Consider the following 25,832-nt stretch of genomic DNA (forward strand, 5'->3'; position numbering starts at 1 on the left):
GGTCCTATTTTTGTGGTAAAATTAACTTATGACAAAAACTTTACACAACAATTATTGTAATACAAAACAAGGATATTTACCACTGTTTCTTTCAGATTGTTTGAATCTGCTGGATCCTGTTTTAACATTTGACAGATTGATGGGAGGAATCGATTTAAACAAGTATCTGACGGATATTCCGGAGTACACAACCGGACGATTCAGATATAATCCGGTCAACATGTTAAAAACAGTACTTTTCGGATTTATGACTAGCGGTTACTGCTCTCTGAGAGAACTGGAAGACAACTGTAAAGTTAATATCAGGTTCATGTATCTCATGGATCACCAGACTCCGTCATACAGAACCTTTGGATATTTCATCAATGAAATACTTCAAGATAAGATTGAAAACATTTTTAATGACATCAATCATGCTATCTTTAACGAAGAGCATGTGGATCTGCAACATATCTACATCGACGGCTCCAAGTTTGAAGCAAACGCAAACAAGTATACCTGGGTATGGAAGAAGGCTACCGAAAAGTTCCGTTACAAGCTTTACGAAAAAATCACCGCGGAGATTGGGGAAATTAATGCAGAAATCGCATGGAGCGGGGTGCAGATCACAACAAACACAGAGTATGTACCGGATTATCTGAATGAAATCGTTGAGCAGTTGGTACTTTTGTGGGAACTGGATACAAGTACATTTGTTTACGGAAGTGGAAAGCGTAAATCCAAAGAACAGCGTCATTATGAACACTTGACTACTTTCTGTCAGAAACTTCAAGAATACATACAAAGAATAGAAATCTGTGGTCCTAACCGAAACAGTTACTCTAAAACAGATAACTCAGCCACCTTTATGCGTATCAAAACGGATTACATGGGCAATGATCAACTTCTGCCGGCATATAATGTACAGATTGGTGTAGCAGATGAATATATTGCAGTTGTTGACGTGAATCAGTATCGTTCGGATATGGATTGTTTTGTTCCTTTGATGGAGCACTTCAAACAAACTTATGGATTCTATCCCAAGTATCCTGTTGCAGATGCCGGATATGGCTCATACAACAATTATATTTTCTGTGAACAGAACGGAATTGAAAAGTATATGAAATTTCCAATGTTTAAAAAGGAAACTAAGGATAAGAAATATCATGAAGATCCTTTTCGTGCAGTTAACTTCAGAATTGATGAGCAAGGATTCATGAGATGCCCTAATGATAAATCATTCCATTTTTTATACAGAAAAAATGTGAGAGGAAATCAGTACGGACGCAAAGAAGAATTGTATGAATGCGAAGACTGTAGTGGATGTCCATATGCAAAGAAATGTAAGAAGACAGATAAGAATCGAACCGTTCGGATCAATCAGGAACTAACTTCTATGCATCAGGAAGTAATCGAAAACCTAGAAAGTATCCATGGTGCGTTATTACGAATGAACCGTTCGATACAAGCAGAAGGCACTTTCGGAATTATGAAAAATGACCGTTGGTACAAGAGAATTGTCCGAAGAGGTATTCATTCAGTCAAACTGGAAGTTTTACTCGTGGCGATAGGCCATAATTTATATAAATATCAGAAAAAAAAGATGAGAAACAGAACTGCCGCATAGATTCAAAAAAAGAATTTCTATGGGGTAGGGGAAGTGCGTCTTTTTTGCGTATGATTTCAGTCATTTATAAACAATAAGTGCAAAAAGGGAGCTGTGAAAAAACTCAATCGAGTTTTTTCACAGCCCCCTTATTCTGAAGTTGACCATCTACTTTTAATGACGGAACTCCACAAACACACCCAACATATCTATCTTTATCTTTAGTCTCATCTTTTTCATCACTTTGAGAATTGATAAATCTCTGTGTATATAGTTCAATTTTAACGCCCGGTAACAAACCTTCTAAAATAGTCTTGATAGTCGTATCATTTGATTTTGGATCTACTCCAATCACAAGTGAGGTTTTACCGTTGTTACTTACTATTCCGTAACATACTGCTTGTTTTATAGAATATGCTGCGATAAACAGTTTCTGCATTTTTTCAGTAAAATAATCCATTCTATTTTCAACATCATATATTGTACATTCACATATCTCATAAAATGTAAAGTTATTCAATAACTCAAGCGAATTTTCTTGTGGAGTTTTGACAGCTAATTCATTATTCACACCATAGTAAGGATAAAAGCTGGTAATAAAATCTGATGTTGACTGACCCAACTTTTCAGTATCTTTTTGAAATATTTCTAATTTCTCTTTTTCAATTACCAAAAGTTCCGCCATTTATCTCGTTAACTCCTTTTCCAATTCATATACACACTCATCATAATACACTTGTACTGTATTTAACCACTCCATCATCATTTTTTTGACATCATGTAAATACTCTTTTATTAATTTACTAATGTCATGCTTGGTCTTTTTACCCAAATCATTAAGTATAAACAACATCACTCCAGCAACAATAATTGCTATTTCTATAGGAATTAAATTATTAGTTGGAATACTAATAATTCCTCCAACAATTACAATCACTCCGGCTGCAATCCATTTTTTAATCTCTGCTTTACTTTCCTCATAATCAATATACTTAGGTACATCAAACAGAAATTTTGAATTTAACTCTTTCAAAATATCTCTCTCATAGAATACGGCTTTATTTTGTGCATTTTGAAAAATTGGATTAGCCAATGTATGTTCCATCATCATGTTATACACACTGGACATAACCATTTTACTCTCAGGAGTAAACTTTTTTACCGCTATGCTTATGACCTTATCTATTATTTGCTGATCAGACATTCCACTTTGAATAAACTTCTTAGCCTCTTGGTAGATACCTTCACTGATTTTATTTATATATTGCTCAATCTTTGCATTTTCATCAATCTGCAACATAATTTGTCAACTCTCCTTTCAATTCAGTAATCTGAGTTAAGCCTTTATAAACCAATTCTACTTTTTTCTCCAAGTCCTCAACACTTTTACGTCTTTTTTCATTGCTGTTTTTATCCTCCAACAGCTTCTGATACTCTGCCTCTAGTTCCCTTTTATGTTCTGTTAATTTTTCCTTATATGTATCACAACTATTTGTAACATAGGTAACCACATTATCAATCATTGTTGGAATAATATCATTATTTAGTCTGTCATGAATGCTATCAGCTACTAATCCTACATGCTTTTTAAGATGATGATATGGAACCTTTTCCTCAGTTTTAAGGAATGTAACTCCTTTTTCAACCAAATCATATCCTGATGTCTTTTCTTTGGCAGCCAAATCAATATTATCAAAATCTGTTTCTGTAAAATTCGGTATATATGCTTCTGTTGGAATTTTTGAATAATCATTTGTATATTGAATCAATTTCTCATTACACTCCACAATAACCCTGTCTGCCATCTTTCTTCGAAAATCCTTTGTATCATCAATTGCATCTAATGTTACTTTTTTCATACTTGCAAATGTATTTTCGTCTATTTTACTTTCAGGGAGATTCCGAAAATTTTCCAACTGCTCCTCATAATTATCTTGCTTTACTGCTGCCTCTGACATTATAATCCCTTCGCTATTAATATTGTCTGTATAGCGCTTGTAAATATCCGCAATACCCTGACTTATCTTTAAATATACATCCGCTATCTCCTTTTTCTTTTGTGTAATTCTATCCTCTAATGCAATTGGATCATCTATATTCTCCTTTGCAACCTTAAGTGCATCTGAAAACATTCCCTTGTATCTTGTGTATTCCCTCTCTAAATTCTCCAAAAACTCAATTAGCTGAATATAATTAGCTACTCGTGCAAACTTTTCTAAAGCGTAATGTACACTTCTGAAGTTTGACATTTCCTCCATTTTATCATCAAACCTTGCAATATCACCTTTTGACTTTAGCCAACACTTACTTGCAGGAGCGAAGTCATCTCCAGCCTCATCTAATGTATCAAAGAACTTATCTATTTTTTCTTCGGTATTTAACTCACGACACTTGTTTAAGAAAAGTTGCATTTTACTATCAACGCAAATAATCTTCTCTTCTTTAATATCTTGTCTATACATTTCAATAGCTTGTTCTTTTAAACTGGTAAATTCAGAACCCTGTAAATTTGATTTACCAGTAAGTACTAAAAACAAAGATTCTTTTTTTCTATTAGTACAATTATTTCTCAAGAAATTCATAAACGAAGATGACTCCAAAGCCTGTCCATTTAAGGATTTAACAAAAATAATAGCATTTGCATGTGCAATATAATCTTCTGCTATCTTGCCTACATTTCCTCCAGCTCCAACACCAGGGCTATCTATAATAGTAATTCCTTGCATCTCATCCGGTAACTGATATGTTATTTCCATTTCAGTAATAATCTTTGCCCATGAAGCCGTATTTTCTCTTACATAATCACGAATTAAGTTATTGTATTCATCACTGTTCATATTGAAGATATTATCCTTTGCTTCTTCCTCAAGAAAAGATGTCATAATCTGATTAGAAATCTCTTTACCATGATATTTTATCAATAATTCATTATTGATTGTTGTTATAGGAATATTACGGTATTTATCTGAAATTGCAGCATGGTCTTTAAGAAAAGCCTTGATTTTATCATACCCCACTACTGTCGTTTTCCCTCCACCAGCAGTTTTAGCTGTCAATTCAAATTTATCTCCTTTACGAATCTTTATTATGGCACTTGTACACTGCCTAACATCCATAGGTACAACTTCTTTACCAAGATATGCATTAATAAAAGTTGATTTTCCACTCTTAGCTTCACCTAGAATCATTAAGTTGAAGATTTCATTTCTTATTTTTTTTGCTTGTTCAGAAATACTGTCATCAACTTTTTTACCAGATGCTTTACATGTATTCACATACTCATCATATAAAGCTAGCACTTGTTCTTTGTTTTGTTTGTAATCTTTAGAAATCATATCACTTTCTCCTTATAAAATCATTTTAAAATTATCCATTTTGCCTCTAAGCCACATATCAATTCAGTCTCCAAATACTTATGATTGAATAATAAACTTTCCTCCACCTTAGTAAGCTATCTTGGCTGTCAGTATTATGACTTAGTACTGATTCTGCCTAATAACTAGAACACTTAAATTTATCGCACCTATGGTTGAGCTTATCCTAACAGACTTATAATCCCACAAAGATGGATTCGTACATGCACATATCTTTTCGCATTGCTCATCACTAAATTTTTTTAGCATTCTAGTTATGTAGTCTTTTTCTTCATTAAACTTACTCTCAACATCCCTTTTGCAATTATCCATATCGCGCTCGATATTAATTAAAATATTATTATCTTTCATTCCCCTATCACCCTCACATTCTCCCCCTGGCTCCTTAGCCACATATCAATCCCCTTTCCAAACACTTCTGCCTTAATAATATACTTACCATCCTTTTCGCTTTCTATCTTTGCTGTGGGTAGGCGGTCTAGGATTGCATCCACATCGGTGCCGGTATATTCAAAGCGGATTCTGTTCAGCTTTCCGCCATACATAAACTGGACTCTTTTTCTGAATTCGCCCTCTTCAAATCTGTCTTTGTAGGGCATTTTAAATCGCTCTTCAAGCAATTTGTAACTTACAATTCTGTCCACCCGGTATATTGTGGGGAAGGCATCGTTTATTACATCAAAGTTTTCCAGAACTTCCTTGTCATCTATAAATGCGGTTATATAAAAGTAGTATTCTGAGAACATTATTCCTACAGGCTTTATTTTTCTTTTTACAATCGCCTTATCTTTGGTTCTCCTGTATTCTATTTCCACATATTTACAGCTTCTTATTGCCTGACCGAGATCCCACAATGTTTCAAGGAAGTTGGTTTTATGTCTCAGTTCTATATAATGATATTCTTCATTTCCTATCAGCTCTTTCACCGGCTGTCTGTTCTCTTTAGGTACGCAGCAGCTTATAAGCTTATCAAGAATACCTTTCATTTCATCCTTGGGAAATGCCCTGCTATCCAATAATACTTTACACACCGCCAATGTCTCACTGTTTGACAAAGTTCCTGTATAAGATGATTCCACCCTATATCCCCCTGCAGCTTTATCATATATTATTGAATTTATAATACCGTTATTCGTTATATCGGAACCCATATACTCTTTTATAGAAGCAATATCTCTTTGTATGGTTCTTTCATCCACATTAAAGTTTGCCGCTTCTTCACTTTTATTTACTATATAGCCCTTCACGAGCTTTGAATATATCTTAAGCAATCGTGTTGACTTATCCATCCCTTCACTTTTCATTTCTCATCTCCTATGCCTCCAATATACAATTTCACATAGACAAAATATGTCATTTTAAAAATTTTATTATATATTTTCATGTGTATTATTAATAAACTTGTAACACCACCTGATTATAACAAATTTATTAATATTTTTCATCTATAAAATTAAGATTCCGGCTATTTTCTTACGAAAAAAGGACACCTTTTATGGTGTCCAACTTGCTTATAGTTATATTAGCTTTTTGCAGCATCCTTTGCGGAAATTTTGTAGGAAAACGTAATAATAAACTTCTTTTTTATTCACTTAATAGGCAAAAACCTCTACTCATTTTAATATAGTAATTATCCGGGTTTTATTGAAAAATGAAACAATTTTATATAAGTATTTTCCAATACCCGGCTCTATTTGAGCCTATATGTTCTATGTATCCTTTTTCTTTCAAATTGGCAATTCCCCTATCTACTGCCGTCTTTCCTTTACCAATTTTTTCTTGAATCTGTTTCTTGGTAATATTGGGATTGTTTTTTATTTCTTGTAGTATAATTTTCTGTGTCTCATTTAAATATGAATACTCGACACCTTTATTACCCTCTTTATTACCCTCTTTATTACCCTCTTTATTACCCTCTTTATCATACATAGTATTAATCCAATTAAAAGGAATTTTTACTATAATAGAATTTTCTCTAAATTCAAATGCTTCTTTTCCATATTTCTCTGTAATTTTAGGAACGCCTCTACCGGTCTTCTCACTGATATGCAGTTGCAAAAAAATCTCAGATAATTTTTTATTAACAGGAATGGACTCACCTAAAAAGAAGCCTTCTACCGTCTGCCCTTGTGGTATTGTTCCCCTTGATAAAATTTCTATCCTATCAGAGTAAATAGTCACCATAGGTTCATTCATCTCTATCCACTTGTTATGTAAAAATGCATTAATTATTGCTTCTCTAAAGGCATCCTTATCAAACAGCGGGACATCTTTTCTTTCAACAATTCTATCTGTCTCATCCGCCTGTATAATATTTAATACATCCCCATATCTTAATATTTCATCTAATGTGTATAACAAGCACTGAAATCCGAATTCTCGCACTGAATACATATTATCAGCTTTACTTTTTCCGGAAAATATAGCTACTCTAACCGGAATATGAGAATTATCTGATAGCAACTGTGCCATAATATTATATTTGCCATCCGGTGCGTATAATCCTAAATTCTTTTTATATTGTGCAATATTTAGCTTTATTCCCTTTGCTCCATAGTAAATAATCAACTTTTCAAAAGATAGTTCTTGATACTCACTTGGTGTATTCTCTATTGTTGGGAATCCGCTTCTCAGAATAGAAAATAAAAAAGATTCTTTTTCCGGATACTTTCTAAGCTTTTCTTTGCTTGATCCGATTCTTATATATCTAACTTCTAAAAAAGAAGTAGGAACTGTCTTTGCTGCCGGAATAATCAATACAATTACTCTCTTATCTTCTAAATAGACTTCCTCAAAACGAAAATCAATATCAGGATATATTTGTCTTGCTAAAAAGTGCTTTAGCGGCTCTCCTTTTACATCTTGATTTGGGTCAAATTTAGTTCCAATCGGTTCATGTGTTTTATCATGAATCCCCCATATAAAATATCCACATTCCTTACCTTCATATGCGGCACTATTTGAAATTGCAGATATATATTCTCCTAATTCTCTCGGATCATTCCAATTTTCTTTAAACTCAAACCACTCACGTTCTGTATCATATTGTCTAAGCTCATTAATTTTTGAAATCAATGTGTTATTCATTTTATTTCACTCCCGACAATTTACTTCTCTCCCCATCCTCTTTTTCCTTGAGTGCCATCTCCTGAGTCAGATTCACCACCTTATGTTCCAGGAGTGAAATCTGTATGCTCATAAAGAAGAGTTTTACCAGCAGCATTCCTATTATTATAAGATAGACTATATTTGCCGGGGATTTGGCTCCTACCATATCCGATATGAAGTATATAATTCTCGGGAATATGGCAAAGACTATCAGTATGATGGAAAATGCCACCCAGAAGAGCCCGTCCTCTATTCTTATTTTTGATTTTCTTATTTTTCTTATAATGACAAAAAATGACATTATTGATATTAAAATCAGACCAATTCTTAGTATAGCAGTCATATTATCTTTTCTTCTCTCTAAAACTTTGAATAAATATAATTGAGCATAACATTCTGAACATATATTTTGCGGCATTTATAGGAGTAAGATAGCTTATTCCCGCCACCCTTTCATCCATCTCACCCTGTATCTCACATACCTTCACCCCTTGTTTTATCAGATATGATATGGTGTCGGGCTCCGGGGCATAGTTTAGTCTTAAGGCAAATTCCGTTATAAGCTTTTCATTGTACATTCTCATGCCTGATGTGGGATCATGGATGGTGGCACCCGTACTTAGTTTTATTGCAAGACTTATAAGTCTTGATCCCAGCATCCTTGGAGTGAGGGGCTTTTTCTTAGTGACAAATCTTGAAACTATGACTATATCACATTCTTCGCATTTTTTTCGCATATCAGGTATATACTCCGGTCTGTGCTGTCCGTCTCCGTCAAATTGTACTGCGTATTTATAGCCATGCTTATGAGCATATTTCATTCCGGTTTGGAAAGCACCCGCCAGCCCAAGATTGACCGGCAAATCAATAATATTAAATGCTTTTTCCTTACAGATTTTGGATGTATTATCGATGGAACCGTCATTTACAATCACATAGTCCACATCATTTAATGTACTTGTAAGCCTCTCTATTACATTTACTATATTCTTCTCTTCATTAAATGCCGGTATTATCACCAATGTATCAGCCATATCTATCTCCAAAATTCTTTATTCATACTGCATGCCCTTATAAGACCTTTTGGAAGTTTCTTAAAATTCTTTCCTGCCAAAAATCCCGCATATTTGCAGGCACTTATATATATAAGTCTTACCGCACTGATATATGAATGTGTAGACAACAGGTGCTTTAGCGTTTTTAATACAAGTTTTTTTCCTTCATTCTCACTTTTGATACTCTTAAATATCTTTGGATTGCTGCTTTGAGAAACACCTATATCAAAATTTCTCATAAACTGCTTTTTCCCGCTGTAATTATGAGAATGTATAACCTTTGCCCATGCCTCATATTTTATAAAATATCCATGTTCTATCAGCTTATAGGCATAAAGCATATCCTCATTTAAAATCTCTCCGGTATCAAACCCTCCCAAAGTATCAAAGCATTCTCTTTCATAGGCGGAACAGACATTTGAAGCAAAATACGTTTTTATACCTAAAGAATCCCTTTCATTAAAGGATTTTATCATTGACTCTGCCGGATAATTAAACTCTCTTGTAAATTTCTCTATCTTATCAGCCTTTTTATCCGGTATTTGTCTTGCATAAGTCATCTTGATAGATTTATCCATTCCTCTAAGAAGATATTCTACAGTCTGCTTATCGGCACATACCGCATCCTGAGTCATGCATATAAAATACTTTGCATCGGATTTTGATACTCCCAGATTTCTGGTAGCTCCATGGTCAAAATCCGATTTTTCTATATGCTCCAGATAAAGGCTTGTATTACTGTCCTCAAAAAGAGAATTTAATTCTTCTCCGATTCCCGCTTTATCCCAAACATTCTTATCCGTATTTATAATAATAATCTTGCCCGGTTTTACAGTTTGCGCCAAAAGTCTTTTTATCGATACCAAAAACTTATTATCCGGTTTATAGGTAGGTATTATCACATCTACTAAATTCATTTTTTAACCTTTCTGAGTCCAAAAATCACTGCCGTCAGGAAAAATACAGTTAATAAAAGCATTGTTATCATATATGCCAAGGCTGCTCCGTTCATTGCAAGACTCCTTACCATAAAATCACTTATAAAGTATGCAAATACCGCTCCGACAGCATATATTAAAAATATAATTCCTGTCATTTCAAAAATAACCAGACAGTAGTATCCAAGATTTACTAAAGCATACAGTCCGCCGCCAAATATTACCAAAACAAGTGCCGTCTTATACGGCTCTATCGCAGTTGCCACCTCTCCAAGCACCAGCTTTAATACAGGGATTCCAAGCAGATATGCCATGCCCATTCCAAGTACTGTAGCTGCAAATATAAATGCTGCAATCTTTGATATAGTTGAAATGAACTTTTTTTGATTGCCTGTCTTATAAAGCAGTGAAAGCTTGGTAAGTATCGGTCTTATTATAAATCCTGCCATAAGATTTATTATTGAAGTAGGTATAAAGATTATACTGAAATAACCGTTTAACTCCTCACCTAATCTATAGTTTACCGCATATTTAGCCGCCGCAAAAATATATAGATCTATAAATGCCCCCAAAAAGAGCCATTTACTCTTATTTATCAATGAAATATATGAAGCTTTTTTTATAGTTTTATCAGGCTTTAGCCTAAGTAACGGCAGAATATCAAAAATAATTGCCGATACCGCTATGCTTGGAAGTAATGCTAAAGAACTGAGTTTTAGATCTTTTGTGGTAACCAAAGCGGCAAGGAACACTCCCACACAGAGCAATGTTCTAAAAAGTGTCGCCTTTCCGGTCATATCCAGCCTGTCCTGTCTTTGCATCTCGGACTCGAATATATCGCAAAATCCGTCAAGAATCTTATAAAGTGAGAGTATCATATATACTTCAAATACATATAAGTCCTTGGTTGTTAAGAATATATATACAAAGCCTGCCAAAGCTGCCAAAAATGAAGTTATAGCTCTAAGTCTCAGATAATCTCCGAATGTATATTCATTTGAAATATCCGTAACCTGTATAGGTCTCATCCCGAAATATGAAACTATATAAAGTTGCTGCCCCAGAGTAGAAAATCCGAAGAAAAATATTCCGCCGGCATAGGCTCCCGCAAGCTTTGTTACCGCCACTCCAAGCAGCATACTGGTAATAGCATATACCAGACTTCCAAGCATATTCCAAAAATATGCACTTCTTTCTTTACTATCCATAATATATCCAAATCTACTTTAATTCCAACATAGCTATTTCCTTTGCAAAAAGCCCGTATTTCTTTACTGAGAGATCATTTACTTTCTCATTTTTGCAAAGTCTTATAAGAGCTTCCAATTCGTTTACCCCTGCGCTGTGGGTAAAGGGATAACCTCCGCCAAATCTGGCATTCATATCTATTATATAGGCTTTCCGCCCGTCAAAGAGTATATCCATATCAAGATTTCCTATATGTTTTAAGCTTTCTGCTATCTTCTTACCGATATCTTCAAGTTCTCTGTTTTCAATGACCTTGGCAATATCAGTTTCACCGGATCTCATAGCAAGCTTTCTTTTCACCGTAACAGTCAGATTTTCACCTTTAAAATCATTAAATATATCAAGTCCGTACTCATCTCCTTTTATCTTTTCCTGTATAAGTATCGCCCTGTCAATATCAGCCCCTGACTCAAATCTTAAATATGATTTTTGAATACTCCTCTTGGCTTTTTCATAAAGTACTTCCAGTTCCTTTTTATTCTCGGCTTCAAAAATACTTAAAGAACCCATACCCCATCTCGGTTTTAAAATATAGCTGTTTTTATCAAAATCGGCTCCCTTTAATGCCTCTTCCAAATCTATATATGTCTTTGGCACAGGCATATTAATCTTCTTCAGGTATTTTAACATTTCAAATTTATCATTACAAATATTTATAATATCCTCATTTGAAACAATCACCTTTACTCCCATTTCCTCAAACCTGCTCTTATTTTTTGCAAGTATCATGAGATCAATATCAAAAAGTGAAATCAACATATCAATCTTTTCACTCTTACATATCTCCAGCAAAAAAGGAATATATTTTTCATCATATATAATCGGCGACTCAAAAGCCTTATCTGCCACACTCATAGCAGTTGTATTCATATCCGAATTTGTTGCTATGATATTTCCGACTAAGCCAAGCTTCTTATACACATCCCTTAAATAGTCTATTATATATGCTCTCCTGCCCACACTGGTTAAAAGTATATTCATTATTCTCTCACCTTACTCACTATCATCTTAAAGTTCTCATTTTTCATAAGCACAGCCAATGATGTATAGATAATCACTCCAAGTACTATCTGTATAAGTAGACTCAAAACTCCGATACCTATATATCTGCCTGCAATATAAATAATCACTCCCATACATACTGCGGGTATAAAATTATTCAAGGCATCCATACTCTGTTCTTTCAGCTTATAATCTAAGAGCTTTACATTCGGATAAGCATTGATAAAGGCACATATCAAATCGGAAAATGCCTTAATCCCTACAAAAATAAATACATTATAGCGTATACCTATAACTAATACCGCCACTCCCAGAAGCTTTTTTACAATCTCAAGTTTCAAGAAAATATCACTTCTTCCCATAGCATTTAATGCCTGAAGATTTGATATATGTATTGGCCAAAAAACATATGAAAAACACATCATCTGCAAAAAAGGAATGGCAAATGACCATTTCTCTCCCAGTAAAAGCAGTATCAGATTGTCACTTACCGCCGCAAGACCGCACATCATCGGTGCCACTACAAATGTAGAGAGTTTTATTGAGGATTTCAAAAGCTTTTTTATATCCTCCTTGCTGTCCTGCTTTTTGGACATTACAGGCAACAGCACCGACTGTATTGCCGAGGAAAGATTTGTTACCACAAGCTTTGGAAACTGCTCCCCTCTGTTAAAAGCTCCAAGCATTTCCTCGCTATATGCCTTGCCGATTATAAGTCCATGTATATTGGTAAAAAAAGTATCCAGTAAGGATGCGACCAACAGCTTCGAGCCGAAAGCAAACATCGTTCTAAGCCTTTCCATGCTGAATCTCAGTTTTGGAAAATACTTGATTCCGATTCCCAGTATTATAAGCAGAGCAAAATAATAGACTATCTGCTGAAATGCAAGTGCCCAGACTTTCATTCTGCTAAATGCCATAAATACACTTATTCCGCCCGAAATAACGGATGCAAAAAATGTTGCTATAAACAGCATCTTAAATTTCATATTTCTGGCAACATAGGAATTTTGTACAGATATAATACTTCCGGGAATTATAATAATGCCCATCACCCTGAGTATTTTTATAAGCTCGGCTCTATTATATATACCTGCTATTGCAGGCGAAATCAAAAACAATAAAATATATATTAAAATCGATAAAAATATATTAAATATAAGCACAGAGGAAAAATCCAAATCATCAGCATTCTGCTTTTGAATAAGCGCAGAGGAAAAACCGTTTTGCACCAAAACATTGGCTATTGTTGTAAATATCAAAACAATAGCCACTATTCCATATTCGGCAGGACTTAAAAGTCTTGCAAGAAGTATGGACACTATGAATTGGACTCCCTGTGAGCCTCCATTTTCAAGTATTTTCCAAAAAAGAGATGTGGCAATCTCATTTTTATTTTTTTTATTCATTAGATATTCAACATCTCTCCTATTGTAAGTATTAGTGAACTCTTAAAAAAAGAGTATCTGAGAATATCAAAAATCCTTGATATTCTGTTTTTATTTTTCATATTTGCAAAGACTTTCAAAATATTATATGCAAAAGCTGTATCGCTATTTTGGCAATCCTCGTTTTTATATAATCTTAAAAACTCCTCTACCTGTGCAAACATGGCATCATAATTTTTTCTGACTCTTTCTTTATCTCTTTTTTTTATATTATCTATCTCCAGCGGACTTTTGGCACCCAGCTCATTTTGCCCATGCTGGCGATATTTTACCAAGGGCTCATCTATATAACCCACTTTGCCGAAACTAAATGCCAGTATTCCAAGCCACCAATCATGCATAAAGGAAAGCTTAGGTCTTTTATAAAGCTTAAGCAATGCCTTGTTAAAAATAACCGTATTTCCGGTAATATTATTCTCTACCAGATAGCTTGAGAAACTTTTTTTATTATTAAGTATATATAAGTTTTGGCAACTATCTGATTTATCGGCATATTTTAATGCCTTATTTATACCTGTGATGGCTGACATTTTTTTATTTTGTGAATTCAGACATTCATCCACTATCATTAAATCAGAGTGAACCAAAACCGGCATATCCTTACCGTGTTTATCTTCCAGTGTTTTTATGGCAGCTATTCCCTTTTTTAGCTTGTCCTTTTCCCAAAAATCATCCTGATCGCAAAGTGCAATATATTCCGTGTCCGCCCTGTCAAGAAGATTATAAAAATTCTCTCTGGCACTGTGACTGTCAGCATTTATAAGAGACATCTTATCCTGCAAAAGATCTTTATAAACTCTTAATATTTCCGGTGTACAATCATTTGAGCCGTCATCACTTGCAAGTATTTTAAAATCTGTATAACTCTGATTTAAAATACTCTCTATCTGTTCGGGTAAAAACCTTTCCCCATTATATGTAGCCAGTAATATCTCAACCATAATTTTTCCTTATATCAGTGCAAAGACCAGCACCTCAAGTCTTACTATTGCAAAAAACACTTTGGCAAGGAGCTTTTGCAATGGATTTATCTTTAAATATTTTTCATAAAAATAAAGAGTTGACTCTTCTCTGATCTTTTGGCGTGAGTACAGGCTCTTTAAGCTCTTTTTAATACTGGCTGAATGTATATGCTTATACTTATATCCTGTAATTACGGCAGTCTTTAATCCTATATCAGCCATCTTTTTTGAAAGTAAATCCTCTTCTCCGTACAGGAACATATTTTCATCATATCCGCCTACTTTTATAAAATCATCCACCCTTACCATCAGTAGTGCCCCAAGTACGGCACCTACCGTTCTTATCTTCGCATTATAAAAATTTTTGTCATAATGCAAAGCCCTTGTAAAAATCCTTCTGCATATAGGTCCGTTCTCGGCAAGTGAATGCAAAAAATCTCTCATAGGCCAGCATGAAGCCCCCTTAAGCACATTCTCTCTGCTGCCATAGGCATCATTTGTGTCTACAAGCGGTGCACATATAGCGATATTATCATTCTTAACCATTGCTGATTTTAAAACCCGAATCACATTTTCATCAAAATCCGTATCGGGATTGGCTATCAAAGCCAGATCTATTCCTAGCTTTTTTGCCACGGCTATACCTATATTATTGCCTGCACCATAGCCTTTGTTTTCATGATTTTCTATAAAATGAATTTTATTTTTTCCCTCACAAAAGCTTCCAAGTCTTACTCTTGAATCGTCATTCGAGGCATTGTCGACCAAAATAACCTTATCAAAGATATCATAATCTGCGACATTGCCAAGAATCTTTAATGTATTGTCGGCATCATTATAATTTAAAACTACCAAGGCTAATTTCATCTTTTCTCCTTATTTCCTTTTTGCATGCTTTCTATAGGCTTTATCTATATAATACTCAGATATCTTTTTTCTGACTTTCGGACATACTAAAGTAAGTAAGTCCATAATATGATAAAGAGCCATATATAAACGCTTTCCTTTTTCTATAGGTACATCTTTAAAAGGAGTCTTTTTCTTAAAATAATCATATGCTCTTTTATAAGGATTAAAACTGCCTGCAATCCAAGGTCTTTCATCTCCCGCATAATGCAGTATTACAGGTCTTTTCTTTGCCTGTTCCAAATCTCTTTTAGTATATGAAAGTCTTGCAGCATAAACTTTTACAAAGGAACTGTATGAAAAATATTTATAATTTGAGAAGAAATTATATTTGGGAGGAAGTTTTTTGATTTTCCATCTAAGCACACCGTTTATAGCATCCTGTTCCCCAAAAAGGCTTCTGTCCCAGATACTTCTACTATAGCTTATAGTCTTTTCTCCAAGATTTTTTTCTCTCCATTTTTTCAAATCTATAAGCAAAAGTCCTGCATTCACATAGGATGCCTCATAGTCAAGCCCTATTTCATATCTTACCCTTTCAAGTACTGTGGGCTCTTCCACCGCAGCAACTATATTTTTTCCAAGATCCGTATTATATAAGTTTTTTATAGAATGTAATATCACCATATCACAATCCAGATAAAGTACTCTATCTACATCCTTTGGTAAAATTTCTCCTACAAGCAGTCTGCCCATCTTGCTTATATCAAATGTGGCATCCTGCATGCCTGTATCAAAATATCCTGATGTATTGCCAAGTTCTATTATTTCCACTTCCCTGCAAAACTTATTTGCTATATTTTTCAACTTACCCAAAGAGTCCTCACCAATTCCTGTGGAAATGATGAAGACTCTGATATATTTTTCGTATCTGTTTCTCTCATATAGCGAATATAAGCTGACTCCCAGGTGAACTGCAAATTTCTCATTTGCTATATAAACTATATTCATACCTACCTCATTTATATAAAGGAGCCGTCACTTTAAGAATATAATACTCAAAATACTCATTTATGATAAACATATTACCGGTATTATGAGTTGTTTGACTTTAGTGCAACAGCCCCTTTACTTTAAAATTTCATTGCCACCTACGGTATAATAAGTTTTGCCCCTTGCAAACGTCATGATTTTATCATAGCTAAATTTCTCAGATTCCTGTAATACAGACCTGCTTAGCAAATACTCTTAATAAAATAATCTGTTTATTGCAGAGAACAAACCTCTGATAGATGATTTTGTGATATTTCCTGAAATACCTACACCATAAGTGGTTTTTCCGCTTTCCACGTCAAGCATATGGATATATGAAGCCGCCTTTGCATTTGAACCTGATGTAAGAGCATGCTCATTATAGTCAAGCACCTTGATTTCCTTACCGATTACATTTTCAAGTCCTCTCTTTACCGCATCAATAGGACCGTTTCCTGTGCTTTCAAATACTCTCTTCTCTCCGTTAAGAGTATATGTAACCTTGACAAATGTAGAGAAATCTCCATCCTCGTCAGCATCGGTAATAACACATTTCCCAAAATGCAGAGGTTCCTTCTTCTCAATATAATTTTTCTCAAATTCCTTATAGATTTCTTCAGGAGATACCTCACCCTGTGTTTCTGAAATCTTCTGGATAATATCCGCAAATTCCTTATGCATACCCTTAGGCAGTTTGAATCCGTAGAAGGTATCCATAACAAAGGCAACTCCGCCCTTTCCTGATTGAGAATTTATTCTTACTACAGGCTCGTATTCACGACCGATATCAGCCGGATCTATCGGCAGATATGGCACCTCCCAATACGGATTGTTTCTCTGTCTCATTGCCTGTACACCCTTGTTGATAGCATCCTGATGTGAACCTGAAAAGGCTGTAAATACAAGCTTTCCGGCATATGGATGTCTCGGGTCGATGCTCATCTTTGTGGTTCTCTCATATACATCTATGATTTCTTTAATATTGCTGATATTAAGATTCGGGTTTATTCCCTGTGAAAACATATTGTAGGCAATATTAAGTATATCCACATTTCCTGTTCTCTCACCGTTTCCAAAAAGTGTACCCTCCATTCTGTCGGCTCCTGCCAAAAGTGCAAGCTCCGCAACAGCTGTACCTGTACCTCTGTCATTATGAGGATGTGTGGAAAGTATAATCGCCTCTCTGTTTTTTAGGTGTATACTCATCCACTCTATTCTGTCTGCAAATACATTAGGTGTTGTCATCTCAACAGTGTTCGGCAGATTGATTATTATCTTCTTATCTTTTGTAGCGCCCCATGCATCTACAACGGCGTCACATACATCAAGTGCAAAATCAAGTTCTGTTCCCATAAAGCTCTCAGGTGAATATTCCAATATAATTTCACCATCATGATCTTTCATATACTTCTTTACAAGATCCACACCTTCAAGTGCAATATTTTTTATTCCTTCTCTATCAAGAGCGTATACTACATCTCTTTGTAATGTATCAGTGGAATTATAGATATGCATTATACATTTTTTAATTCCCTGTATAGCTTCAAAGCTTCTTTTTATAAGATGCTCTCTGCACTGACAAAGCACCTGTACTACCACATCATCAGGTATAAGCTTTCTGTCTACAAGTTGACGAAGGAAGTCAAATTCAATTTGAGATGCAGCCGGAAAACCTATCTCTATCTCCTTAAAGCCCAACTTTACAAGCAGATTAAACATCTCTATCTTTTCTTCCACCACCATCGGCTCAACCAATGCCTGATTGCCGTCTCTTAGATCTGATGAACACCATATAGGTGCCTTTTCTATTTGCTTATCCGGCCATGTTCTCTCTTTAAAATCCACTACAGGATTTCTTTTATATCTCTCAATATGATACATTTAATCTCTCCATTTCTATTCTCAGTCTATAGTTAAGCTTTGCTTCATCCCTGTTTTTACATCCCCCTATATTAAAAGTCCTTCATCTTGCATAACCTTAATAACTTCATCCGTATACTTCTCACATTCTTCCATGGTCTTTGCCTCTACCATTACTCTGATAAGAGGTTCCGTACCGCTTGGACGAAGAAGTATCCTTCCGTCATCACCCAAAGTCCTGCTTACATCTTCTACGGCTGCAAGTACCGCCTTATTTTCTCCGGCTTTTTGCTTATCTACCACTTTTACATTCTTTAGAACCTGCGGGAAGATCTGCACTTCGCCTGCAAGCTTTGACAGGCTCTCCTTTGTTTCAAGCATCACCTCCATCACCTTAAGAGATGTAAGTATACCGTCACCCGTTGTGGCATGTTTTGCAAAAATAATATGTCCCGACTGCTCTCCTCCAAGGAAATGACCATTGTTTTGCATATTTTCATATACATATTTATCACCTACGGCAGTCTTTTCATATTTTATATTTTCTCTGTCAAATGCCTTATAAAGTCCCAGATTTGACATTACAGTCGTTACTACGGTGTTATTGAAAAGTTCTCCTCTATCCTTCATATATTTTCCGCAAATATATAGGATAAGATCACCGTCAACCACATTACCCTTTTCATCCACACAAAGACATCTGTCGGCATCACCGTCATAGGCAAAGCCGATATCGCAGCCGTTTTCCAGCACACATTTTTGCAAGCCCTCTATATGTGTAGAACCGCAGTCGGTATTTATATTTATTCCGTCAGGATTATTGTGAATAACATAGGTATCAGCACCCAGAGCATCAAAAACATTCTTTGCAATGCTTGAAGCCGAACCGTTTGCCAGATCAAGCGCCACCTTTTTACCTTTAAAAGATCTGGTGGCAATCGAAATAAGATATCCTATATATCTGTTTCTGCCCGCCGCATGGTCTATAGTTCTTCCTATATTTTCCTTTGTAGCAAAAGGAAGCACGTCGGCAGGTCCGTCAATATATTCTTCTATCTTTTCTATTACTTCTTCTTCAAGCTTTTCGCCTCTGCCATTGATCACCTTTATACCATTGTCATAATATGGATTGTGACTGGCTGAAATCATTATACCGCAGTCAAAATCATCACTTCTTACCACATAGGATACACTTGGTGTAGTCGTGACATGCAGCAGATATACATCCGCCCCAGATGCTGTAAGTCCGGCAACAAGCGAATACTCAAACATATAACTTGATCTTCTCGTATCTTTGCCTATTACCACTCTGCATTTTTTTCCATCCTTAGAATAAAAGCTGCCTAAAAATCTGCCGACCTTATATGCATGTTCAACAGTCAGGTCTATATTTGCCTCTCCCCTAAATCCGTCTGTACCAAAATATCTTCCCATCAGTTTTTCTCCAATTCTGACAAATATCTGCTTAGAGCATCCTGCCATCCGGGCAAAAGCTCAAATCCGTTCTCTGTCAGCTTTGATTTATCCATCCTTGAATTATGAGGTCTTTTTGCCTTCACAGGGAAGGCATCGGAAGATACCGGTGTGACCTTTACATCAAGCTTTGCCTGCTTAAATATCTCACATGCAAATTCATACCAGGAGCATAGCCCCTCATTTGTGGCATGATATCTTCCGTATTTATCTGTCAAAATCATATCGGCTAAAAGTCTTGAAAGATCGGGTGTATATGTAGGTGAGCCTATTTGATCGTTTACCACACTTACAGCCCCTCTTTCCTTGCCGAGTCTTAACATTGTTTTTATAAAATTATTGCCATGAAGACCGAACACCCAAGAGATTCTAACTATAAAGTATTTCTCAAGCAATTCCTCCACATACAGCTCGCCCTTATACTTTGTCATGCCGTAGATATTAAGCGGTGCTCTCTTATCATCAGGCTCCCACGGACGCTCCCCTTCTCCGTCAAATACATAGTCGGTAGAAATATACATCATTGAAAGATCAAGTGCTTTTGCCACCTCTGCAATGTTTTTTGTACCGTCCGCATTTATCTTTGTTACAAGAGCCTCATTGTCCTGTGCCGCATCCACTGCAGTATAAGCCGCACAGTGGATGATGGCATCAAGCTTTTTATCGGCATTGGTTTTTTCTATTACTTCCTTAGTTGCCTTAGCATCTGTAATATTCAAGTCATCAATATCAATGCCTATCGCATCTATATTTCTATTTGACAACTCGCAAAGAAGGTCACTTCCCAGCTGACCTTTTGCACCTGTTACCAATACTCTCATTAAAGTCTTTCTCCATACATATTCTCAAAATACTTTGTGTATTCGCCGCTTATGATATGTTCCCACCAATCTTTATTGTTAAGATACCATTCAATAGTCTTTACAATACCTGTATCAAATGTGTACTCAGGCTTCCATCCAAGCTCTTTTTCCATCTTTGTAGGATCGATAGCATATCTTCTGTCATGTCCCGGTCTGTCTGTAACAAACTTAATAAGACTCTCAGGCTTATTAAGCGCCTTAAGTATTGTCTTTACAACCTCAAGATTTGTTCTCTCATTATGTCCGCCGATATTGTAAACTTCACCGACTCTACCTTTTCTCACTACCAGGTCGATAGCCTTACAATGGTCTGTAACATAGAGCCAATCTCTTACATTATCACCCTTTCCATATACAGGAAGCTCCTCATCATTAAGTGCTCTGCTTATGATAAGCGGAATAAGCTTCTCAGGGAAATGATACGGTCCGTAGTTATTGGAACATCTTGACACGGTAACAGGAAGTCCGTAAGTTCTGTGGTATGCAAGTACAAAAAGGTCTGCACTTGCCTTTGATGATGAATATGGGCTTGAGGTATGCAGCGGTGTCTCTTCTGTAAAGAACAAATCAGGTCTGTCAAGCGGTAAATCTCCATATACCTCATCTGTTGATACCTGATGATATCTCTTGATTCCATACTTTCTGCAAGCATCCAGTAAAGTTGTAGTTCCCATCACATTTGTTCTTACAAAACTCTCAGGATCTGTGATGGATCTGTCTACATGGCTCTCTGCGGCAAAATTGATCACTACATCAGGCTTCTCCTCTTCAAACAGCTTGAAGATAAAATCTCTATCCGCTATATCACCTTTTACAAACTTATAATTCGGTGCATTTTCCACCGGCTTTAAAGTCTCTAAATTTCCTGCATAGGTAAGCAGATCAAGATTGATTATCATATCCTCAGGATACTGATTTACCATATAGTGAACAAAATTTCCTCCAATAAAGCCGGCACCGCCTGTAACAATAATTTTCATATTAACCTCATGTGTCTATAGTTTTACTTTTAATTTTAATTCTTATTTTCTAAAAACCACACAGGATTTTCTTTAAAACAAGTTGATTTTATGATAAATGTATATTATCTATATACTTACCGTCATATACATCTTTCAGATATTTACCATATTGATTTTTCTTAAATATCTCATAAGCTTTCAAAAGCTCATCATCATTTATCCAACCGTTTAAATATGCTATTTCCTCTAAGCATGCTATTTTTCTGTGTTGGTGTGTCTCCATGGTATATACAAAATTGGTAGCCTCTACAAGGCTCTCATGTGTACCTGTATCAAGCCATGTAAATCCCTGTCCGAGTAACTTTACTTCCAGTTCTCCCTTTTCAAGGTAGATTCTGTTAAGATCCGTGATCTCAAGTTCTCCTCTTGCGGAAGGTTTTAGATTCTTGGCATATTCAACTACATCATTATCATAGAAATATAATCCTGTAACGCAGTAATTACTCTTTGGCTTTTCAGGTTTTTCCTCTATTGAAACAGCCTTACCGTTTTTATCAAATTCTACGATTCCAAATCTTTCAGGATCATCCACATAGTAGCCGAATACCGTAGCACCCTTGGTCTTTGCAGCTGCGGATTTAAGATGATTTTTTAATCCATGCCCATGGAAAATATTATCTCCAAGTATCATTGCCACAGGGTCATTACCGATAAATTCTTCTCCGATTATAAATGCCTGTGCCAATCCGTCCGGGCTTGGTTGAACCGCGTATTCCAGTTTTAAACCAAATTGTGTTCCGTCTCCAAGGAGTTCTTTAAATCTTGGAGTATCTTCAGTAGTGGAAATTATAAGTATCTCTCTGATTCCTGCCTCCATCAATACGGAAATCGGATAATAAATCATCGGCTTATCATAAATAGGCAGCAGCTGTTTTGATGTAACCTTTGTCAGCGGATACAATCTTGTACCGCTGCCGCCAGCTAATATAATACCCTTCATTGTTCGTCCTCACTTTCACGGGGCTTTTTCAACCTCAAAGCCTTTAGTATATAACTTTCAATAACATTTATAATACCATAATTTGATAAAACTGTGAAGAAATAAAAAACTTGCAACAGGTTTATACTTAGTGCGAGTTCTATCATCTTCATTTCAAATCTAAAGTCCCACTAAAAATGGCTTTTCCCCATCACTTTTTCATCAGCAATTATATAACTACTATTTTTTATCGTTATATAAAATACTTTCAATTTCACTATCAATTAAATCTATTTTATATATGTTATCTATTATCTCTTCCGATATACTTTGCAAGAACATAATAAACTCTTCTCTAAAAAAATATAATTCTTTTCTTTTAATACAGTCTAATATATTATTTACAATCCAGTAGACCAGCTCATCCTTATAAATTTTATTTACATTACATATAACATTTTTATATGCGTTTATCTTGTGCATGTAGTTTTCTTTGGAAAAAGTTCTGGAAATAGATTTATCTCTAATAAAATAATAATTCAGATACTTCTTAACATACAATATACTGTTAGATTTACTTATAATCTCAGGAATTAATAACAAATCCTCAAAGTAATTACTTTCAAATGAAAATCTATCCCATATCTCTCTTTTGTAAAGCTTATTCCATGCAAGTTGCATATACTTGCCGTCTTTCAAGTATTTACCCACCGGTACTGTACCACCCTCTAAATTCAAACTTTCGATTTCTTCTTTTATTCCATTCTCATGTACTTTAATAACATCGCAAAATGCAATATCCGCTTTTTGTGATGTTATTGCCATATACATCTCCTTGTATATATCTTTATCTACACAGTCATCACCATCAAGAAATGCAATATAATCTCCATTTGAGTGTTGCACTCCATAGTTTCTTGCCTTTGATACCCCACCTCTTTTTATATGAAATACCCTTATATTATCATTTTTACAGGCAAACTCATCAGCAATTTTTCCCGAATTATCAGTGCTTTCATCATCAACTATTATTATCTCTAATCCGCTAAAACTTTGATTTAATACTGAATCTATACATCTACGTAAAAAACTTTCTAAATTAAATACAGGTATAATTACTGAAATCCTACAATTGTTCATTATTCACCTCAATTCCCACTTAAACGATTCCCCTACAATAGATACTAAGAATTTCTCATTCTGAAATACTTAGTCATTTAAAAAAAAGGATTGTATGTTATCATCCTTTTAAAATATACATACAATCCTCATTATTTATTTATGTCCTGCTACATCCAGACGCACAAGAGCCCTTCTAAGTGCCATCTCGGCTCTGGCTATGTCTATGCCCTCTCTTTCAGAAAGCCTCTTTTGGGCTCTCTCCTTCGCCTCTTTGGCTCTGGTGATATCTATCCTGTCACTGTACTCACATGAGTCTGCCATAATTGTTACGCTATCCTGTAAAACTTCGGCAAAGCCCGAGTGCAGAGCACATGTCTTTTCACTGCCGTCTTCACAATGTATGGTCAGCTTTCCCGGTGCCACTACACTTACCATGGGGATATGCTTTGCAAATATACCTACATTCCCCTCAGTGGTGGTAAATTCCACCATTGTAGCATCACCCTCATAGAATATATGATCCGGACATATTATCTTTAATGCAAACTTGTCCATACCACCTCCTATTTAGAGGCACGCTCTACAACCTCATCAATAGTTCCCGCATTCAGGAAATATTGCTCAGGTATATCATCATGCTTTCCTTCAAGAATTTCTCTGAATCCTCTGATGGTCTCTGATAGAGGTACATATTTTCCGTCAATTCCTGTAAACTGTGTTGCCACAAAGAATGGCTGTGAAAGGAATCGCTGAATCTTTCTTGCTCTTGCTACCGTAAGCTTATCCTCTTCAGAAAGCTCATCCATACCGAGCATCGCAATAATATCCTGTAACTCTTTATACTTTTGCAATACCTCTTGCACTCTCTGTGCTACCTGATAATGCTCTTCTCCCACTATATGAGGCGAGAGTATTCTTGAAGTAGAACCGAGAGGATCTACCGCAGGATAAATACCCATCTCCACTATAGAACGGTCAAGAACCGTAGTAGCATCAAGGTGAGCAAATGTATTTGCAGGAGCCGGATCGGTAAGGTCATCCGCAGGCACATACACCGCCTGAACAGATGTGATAGAACCATTCTTTGTAGAAGTAATTCTCTCTTGCAAAGCACCCATCTCTGTTTGAAGTGTAGGCTGATAACCTACCGCAGAAGGCATACGTCCAAGAAGCGCTGAAACCTCTGAACCTGCCTGTGTAAATCTAAAGATATTGTCGATGAAAAGAAGTACATCCTTTCCACCCTGATCTCTAAAATACTCTGCCATAGTAAGACCTGTAAGTCCTACTCTCATTCTCGCACCCGGCGGCTCATTCATCTGACCGAATACCATGGTGGTCTTATTGATAACACCCGAATCAGTCATCTCGTGGTATAAGTCATTACCCTCTCTGGTTCTCTCACCTACACCTGTAAATACCGAATATCCACCATGCTCAGTTGCGATATTTCTTATAAGCTCCTGGATAAGTACGGTCTTTCCTACACCCGCACCTCCAAAGAGTCCGATTTTTCCACCCTTTTGATATGGGCAGAGAAGATCAACTACCTTGATACCTGTCTCCAGGATCTCCGTCTGAGTAGACTGCTCCTCAAAACTTGGAGCTTTTCTGTGTATAGGAAGGTACTCCTCCACCTTTGGCGGCTCCTTCTTATCAATTACTTCTCCAAGTACATTAAAAATTCTACCAAGAGTATTTTCACCAACAGGCACTGAAATAGGTGCACCTGTAGCTTTTGCTTCCATTCCACGAACAAGTCCGTCTGTACTTCCCATGGCGATGGTTCTTACTATATCATCTCCCAGATGCTGTGCAACTTCAACAGTAAGTACTCCGTCAGCTGTGTCTATCTTTATTGCCTCATTGATCTGTGGCAAATGTCCTCGGGAAAACTTAATATCCAAAACAGCACCGATAATCTGGGTTATTTTGCCAATATTTGGTTCTGCCATCAACTTTCTCCTTCCTCTTC

At 35.8% G+C, this 25,832-nt stretch carries 24 protein-coding genes; 1 reads left to right on the plus strand and 23 read right to left on the minus strand.

The window, feature by feature from the left end; translation table 11 throughout:
- Positions 1-28 precede the first annotated feature (28 nt).
- The gene (locus J4O15_RS02015; protein ID WP_208099497.1) at positions 29-1,606 is read left to right on the plus strand and encodes an IS1182 family transposase; all 1,578 of its coding nucleotides are present in this window, start codon (positions 29-31) and stop codon (positions 1,604-1,606) included.
- Between the two features lie 103 nt (positions 1,607-1,709).
- Here J4O15_RS02015 and J4O15_RS02020 read toward each other — a convergent pair whose 3' ends face one another.
- The 23 genes from J4O15_RS02020 to atpD form a co-directional block, all read right to left on the minus strand.
- Positions 1,710-2,270 carry a hypothetical protein gene (locus tag J4O15_RS02020; protein ID WP_208099498.1) on the minus strand — a complete coding sequence of 187 codons (561 nt, stop codon included), beginning with the start codon at positions 2,268-2,270 and terminating at the stop codon, positions 1,710-1,712.
- Entirely contained in the window at positions 2,271-2,885 is a 615-nt protein-coding gene (locus J4O15_RS02025) for a hypothetical protein (RefSeq protein ID WP_208099499.1), read from the minus strand. It abuts the gene before it with no gap.
- Positions 2,872-4,920, minus strand: a complete 2,049-nt coding sequence (locus J4O15_RS02030; RefSeq protein WP_208099500.1) for a dynamin family protein — start codon at positions 4,918-4,920, stop codon at positions 2,872-2,874. Before J4O15_RS02030 ends, J4O15_RS02025 begins: the two co-directional genes overlap by 14 nt.
- A gap of 141 nt (positions 4,921-5,061) precedes the next feature.
- The gene (locus J4O15_RS02035; protein ID WP_208099501.1) at positions 5,062-5,310 is read right to left on the minus strand and encodes a hypothetical protein; all 249 of its coding nucleotides are present in this window, start codon (positions 5,308-5,310) and stop codon (positions 5,062-5,064) included.
- Positions 5,307-6,263 (minus strand): helix-turn-helix transcriptional regulator, encoded by a 957-nt coding sequence (locus tag J4O15_RS02040; RefSeq protein WP_208099502.1) that lies wholly within the window; start codon positions 6,261-6,263, stop codon positions 5,307-5,309. Before J4O15_RS02040 ends, J4O15_RS02035 begins: the two co-directional genes overlap by 4 nt.
- 358 nt (positions 6,264-6,621) lie before the next feature.
- Positions 6,622-8,046: an RNA-binding domain-containing protein gene (locus J4O15_RS02045; protein ID WP_208099503.1), complete on the minus strand. Its 1,425-nt coding sequence runs from the start codon at positions 8,044-8,046 to the stop codon at positions 6,622-6,624.
- Between the two features lies 1 nt (position 8,047).
- Positions 8,048-8,410 carry a DUF2304 domain-containing protein gene (locus J4O15_RS02050; protein ID WP_009221094.1) on the minus strand — a complete coding sequence of 121 codons (363 nt, stop codon included), beginning with the start codon at positions 8,408-8,410 and terminating at the stop codon, positions 8,048-8,050.
- Position 8,411: 1 nt separating this feature from the next.
- Entirely contained in the window at positions 8,412-9,101 is a 690-nt protein-coding gene (locus J4O15_RS02055; protein ID WP_208099504.1) for a glycosyltransferase family 2 protein, read from the minus strand.
- Between the two features lie 2 nt (positions 9,102-9,103).
- Entirely contained in the window at positions 9,104-10,039 is a 936-nt protein-coding gene (locus J4O15_RS02060) for a glycosyltransferase family 2 protein (protein WP_208099505.1), read from the minus strand.
- Entirely contained in the window at positions 10,036-11,268 is a 1,233-nt protein-coding gene (locus tag J4O15_RS02065; RefSeq protein ID WP_208099506.1) for a lipopolysaccharide biosynthesis protein, read from the minus strand. The genes J4O15_RS02060 and J4O15_RS02065 overlap by 4 nt, the downstream gene beginning before the upstream one ends.
- A 13-nt stretch (positions 11,269-11,281) precedes the next feature.
- Positions 11,282-12,289, minus strand: coding sequence for an ATP-grasp domain-containing protein (locus J4O15_RS02070; RefSeq protein WP_208099507.1), 1,008 nt, complete (start codon positions 12,287-12,289; stop codon positions 11,282-11,284).
- Positions 12,289-13,719, minus strand: a complete 1,431-nt coding sequence (locus J4O15_RS02075; RefSeq protein ID WP_208099508.1) for a lipopolysaccharide biosynthesis protein — start codon at positions 13,717-13,719, stop codon at positions 12,289-12,291. The genes J4O15_RS02070 and J4O15_RS02075 overlap by 1 nt, the downstream gene beginning before the upstream one ends.
- Positions 13,719-14,699, minus strand: coding sequence for a glycosyltransferase family 2 protein (locus tag J4O15_RS02080; protein WP_208099509.1), 981 nt, complete (start codon positions 14,697-14,699; stop codon positions 13,719-13,721). Before J4O15_RS02080 ends, J4O15_RS02075 begins: the two co-directional genes overlap by 1 nt.
- 9 nt (positions 14,700-14,708) lie before the next feature.
- A complete protein-coding gene (locus tag J4O15_RS02085) occupies positions 14,709-15,587 on the minus strand; it encodes a glycosyltransferase (protein ID WP_208099510.1) in 879 nt (292 codons plus the stop codon).
- Positions 15,588-15,596: 9 nt separating this feature from the next.
- A complete protein-coding gene (locus J4O15_RS02090) occupies positions 15,597-16,577 on the minus strand; it encodes a glycosyltransferase family 8 protein (RefSeq protein WP_208099511.1) in 981 nt (326 codons plus the stop codon).
- Between the two features lie 237 nt (positions 16,578-16,814).
- Positions 16,815-18,479: a 2-isopropylmalate synthase gene (gene leuA / locus J4O15_RS02095; protein ID WP_208099512.1), complete on the minus strand. Its 1,665-nt coding sequence runs from the start codon at positions 18,477-18,479 to the stop codon at positions 16,815-16,817.
- Positions 18,480-18,545: 66 nt separating this feature from the next.
- Entirely contained in the window at positions 18,546-19,892 is a 1,347-nt protein-coding gene (gene glmM / locus J4O15_RS02100; RefSeq protein ID WP_009221084.1) for a phosphoglucosamine mutase, read from the minus strand.
- Positions 19,892-20,752, minus strand: a complete 861-nt coding sequence (gene rfbD, locus J4O15_RS02105; protein ID WP_208099513.1) for a dTDP-4-dehydrorhamnose reductase — start codon at positions 20,750-20,752, stop codon at positions 19,892-19,894. Before rfbD ends, glmM begins: the two co-directional genes overlap by 1 nt.
- Complete coding sequence (gene rfbB / locus J4O15_RS02110; RefSeq protein WP_009221082.1) at positions 20,752-21,774, minus strand: dTDP-glucose 4,6-dehydratase; 1,023 nt, start codon at positions 21,772-21,774, stop codon at positions 20,752-20,754. Before rfbB ends, rfbD begins: the two co-directional genes overlap by 1 nt.
- An 88-nt stretch (positions 21,775-21,862) precedes the next feature.
- A complete protein-coding gene (gene rfbA / locus J4O15_RS02115; protein ID WP_009221081.1) occupies positions 21,863-22,756 on the minus strand; it encodes a glucose-1-phosphate thymidylyltransferase RfbA in 894 nt (297 codons plus the stop codon).
- A 219-nt stretch (positions 22,757-22,975) separates the two neighbouring features.
- On the minus strand, positions 22,976-23,875 hold the full coding sequence (locus tag J4O15_RS02120) for a glycosyltransferase family 2 protein (RefSeq protein ID WP_208099514.1): 900 nt from the start codon (positions 23,873-23,875) through the stop codon (positions 22,976-22,978).
- A 135-nt stretch (positions 23,876-24,010) separates the two neighbouring features.
- Positions 24,011-24,412 (minus strand): ATP synthase F1 subunit epsilon, encoded by a 402-nt coding sequence (gene atpC, locus J4O15_RS02125; protein WP_208099515.1) that lies wholly within the window; start codon positions 24,410-24,412, stop codon positions 24,011-24,013.
- An 8-nt stretch (positions 24,413-24,420) separates the two neighbouring features.
- The gene (gene atpD / locus J4O15_RS02130; RefSeq protein ID WP_009221078.1) at positions 24,421-25,812 is read right to left on the minus strand and encodes a F0F1 ATP synthase subunit beta; all 1,392 of its coding nucleotides are present in this window, start codon (positions 25,810-25,812) and stop codon (positions 24,421-24,423) included.
- Positions 25,813-25,832 lie beyond the last annotated feature (20 nt).

This window comes from Lachnoanaerobaculum sp. Marseille-Q4761, assembly GCF_017565785.1.
In the GTDB taxonomy this organism is placed as follows: domain Bacteria; phylum Bacillota; class Clostridia; order Lachnospirales; family Lachnospiraceae; genus Lachnoanaerobaculum.

Bases quoted from the DNA above. Each gene is read 5' to 3' on its own strand.
- glmM (WP_009221084.1), bottom strand. From the start codon at position 19,892: ATGGGAAGATATTTTGGTACAGACGGATTTAGGGGAGAGGCAAATATA.
- rfbD (WP_208099513.1), bottom strand. From the start codon at position 20,752: ATGAGAGTATTGGTAACAGGTGCAAAAGGTCAGCTGGGAAGTGACCTT.
- J4O15_RS02060 (WP_208099505.1), bottom strand. From the start codon at position 10,039: ATGAATTTAGTAGATGTGATAATACCTACCTATAAACCGGATAATAAG.
- J4O15_RS02050 (WP_009221094.1), bottom strand. From the start codon at position 8,410: ATGACTGCTATACTAAGAATTGGTCTGATTTTAATATCAATAATGTCA.
- rfbB (WP_009221082.1), bottom strand. From the start codon at position 21,774: ATGAAAATTATTGTTACAGGCGGTGCCGGCTTTATTGGAGGAAATTTT.
- rfbA (WP_009221081.1), bottom strand. From the start codon at position 22,756: ATGAAGGGTATTATATTAGCTGGCGGCAGCGGTACAAGATTGTATCCG.
- J4O15_RS02090 (WP_208099511.1), bottom strand. From the start codon at position 16,577: ATGAATATAGTTTATATAGCAAATGAGAAATTTGCAGTTCACCTGGGA.
- J4O15_RS02075 (WP_208099508.1), bottom strand. From the start codon at position 13,719: ATGAATAAAAAAAATAAAAATGAGATTGCCACATCTCTTTTTTGGAAA.
- J4O15_RS02085 (WP_208099510.1), bottom strand. From the start codon at position 15,587: ATGAAATTAGCCTTGGTAGTTTTAAATTATAATGATGCCGACAATACA.
- J4O15_RS02040 (WP_208099502.1), bottom strand. From the start codon at position 6,263: ATGAAAAGTGAAGGGATGGATAAGTCAACACGATTGCTTAAGATATAT.
- J4O15_RS02025 (WP_208099499.1), bottom strand. From the start codon at position 2,885: ATGTTGCAGATTGATGAAAATGCAAAGATTGAGCAATATATAAATAAA.
- J4O15_RS02120 (WP_208099514.1), bottom strand. From the start codon at position 23,875: ATGAACAATTGTAGGATTTCAGTAATTATACCTGTATTTAATTTAGAA.
- J4O15_RS02065 (WP_208099506.1), bottom strand. From the start codon at position 11,268: ATGGATAGTAAAGAAAGAAGTGCATATTTTTGGAATATGCTTGGAAGT.
- atpC (WP_208099515.1), bottom strand. From the start codon at position 24,412: ATGGACAAGTTTGCATTAAAGATAATATGTCCGGATCATATATTCTAT.
- J4O15_RS02015 (WP_208099497.1), top strand. From the start codon at position 29: ATGACAAAAACTTTACACAACAATTATTGTAATACAAAACAAGGATAT.
- J4O15_RS02020 (WP_208099498.1), bottom strand. From the start codon at position 2,270: ATGGCGGAACTTTTGGTAATTGAAAAAGAGAAATTAGAAATATTTCAA.
- J4O15_RS02080 (WP_208099509.1), bottom strand. From the start codon at position 14,699: ATGGTTGAGATATTACTGGCTACATATAATGGGGAAAGGTTTTTACCC.
- J4O15_RS02055 (WP_208099504.1), bottom strand. From the start codon at position 9,101: ATGGCTGATACATTGGTGATAATACCGGCATTTAATGAAGAGAAGAAT.
- J4O15_RS02035 (WP_208099501.1), bottom strand. From the start codon at position 5,310: ATGAAAGATAATAATATTTTAATTAATATCGAGCGCGATATGGATAAT.
- atpD (WP_009221078.1), bottom strand. From the start codon at position 25,812: ATGGCAGAACCAAATATTGGCAAAATAACCCAGATTATCGGTGCTGTT.
- J4O15_RS02030 (WP_208099500.1), bottom strand. From the start codon at position 4,920: ATGATTTCTAAAGATTACAAACAAAACAAAGAACAAGTGCTAGCTTTA.
- leuA (WP_208099512.1), bottom strand. From the start codon at position 18,479: ATGTATCATATTGAGAGATATAAAAGAAATCCTGTAGTGGATTTTAAA.
- J4O15_RS02045 (WP_208099503.1), bottom strand. From the start codon at position 8,046: ATGAATAACACATTGATTTCAAAAATTAATGAGCTTAGACAATATGAT.
- J4O15_RS02070 (WP_208099507.1), bottom strand. From the start codon at position 12,289: ATGAATATACTTTTAACCAGTGTGGGCAGGAGAGCATATATAATAGAC.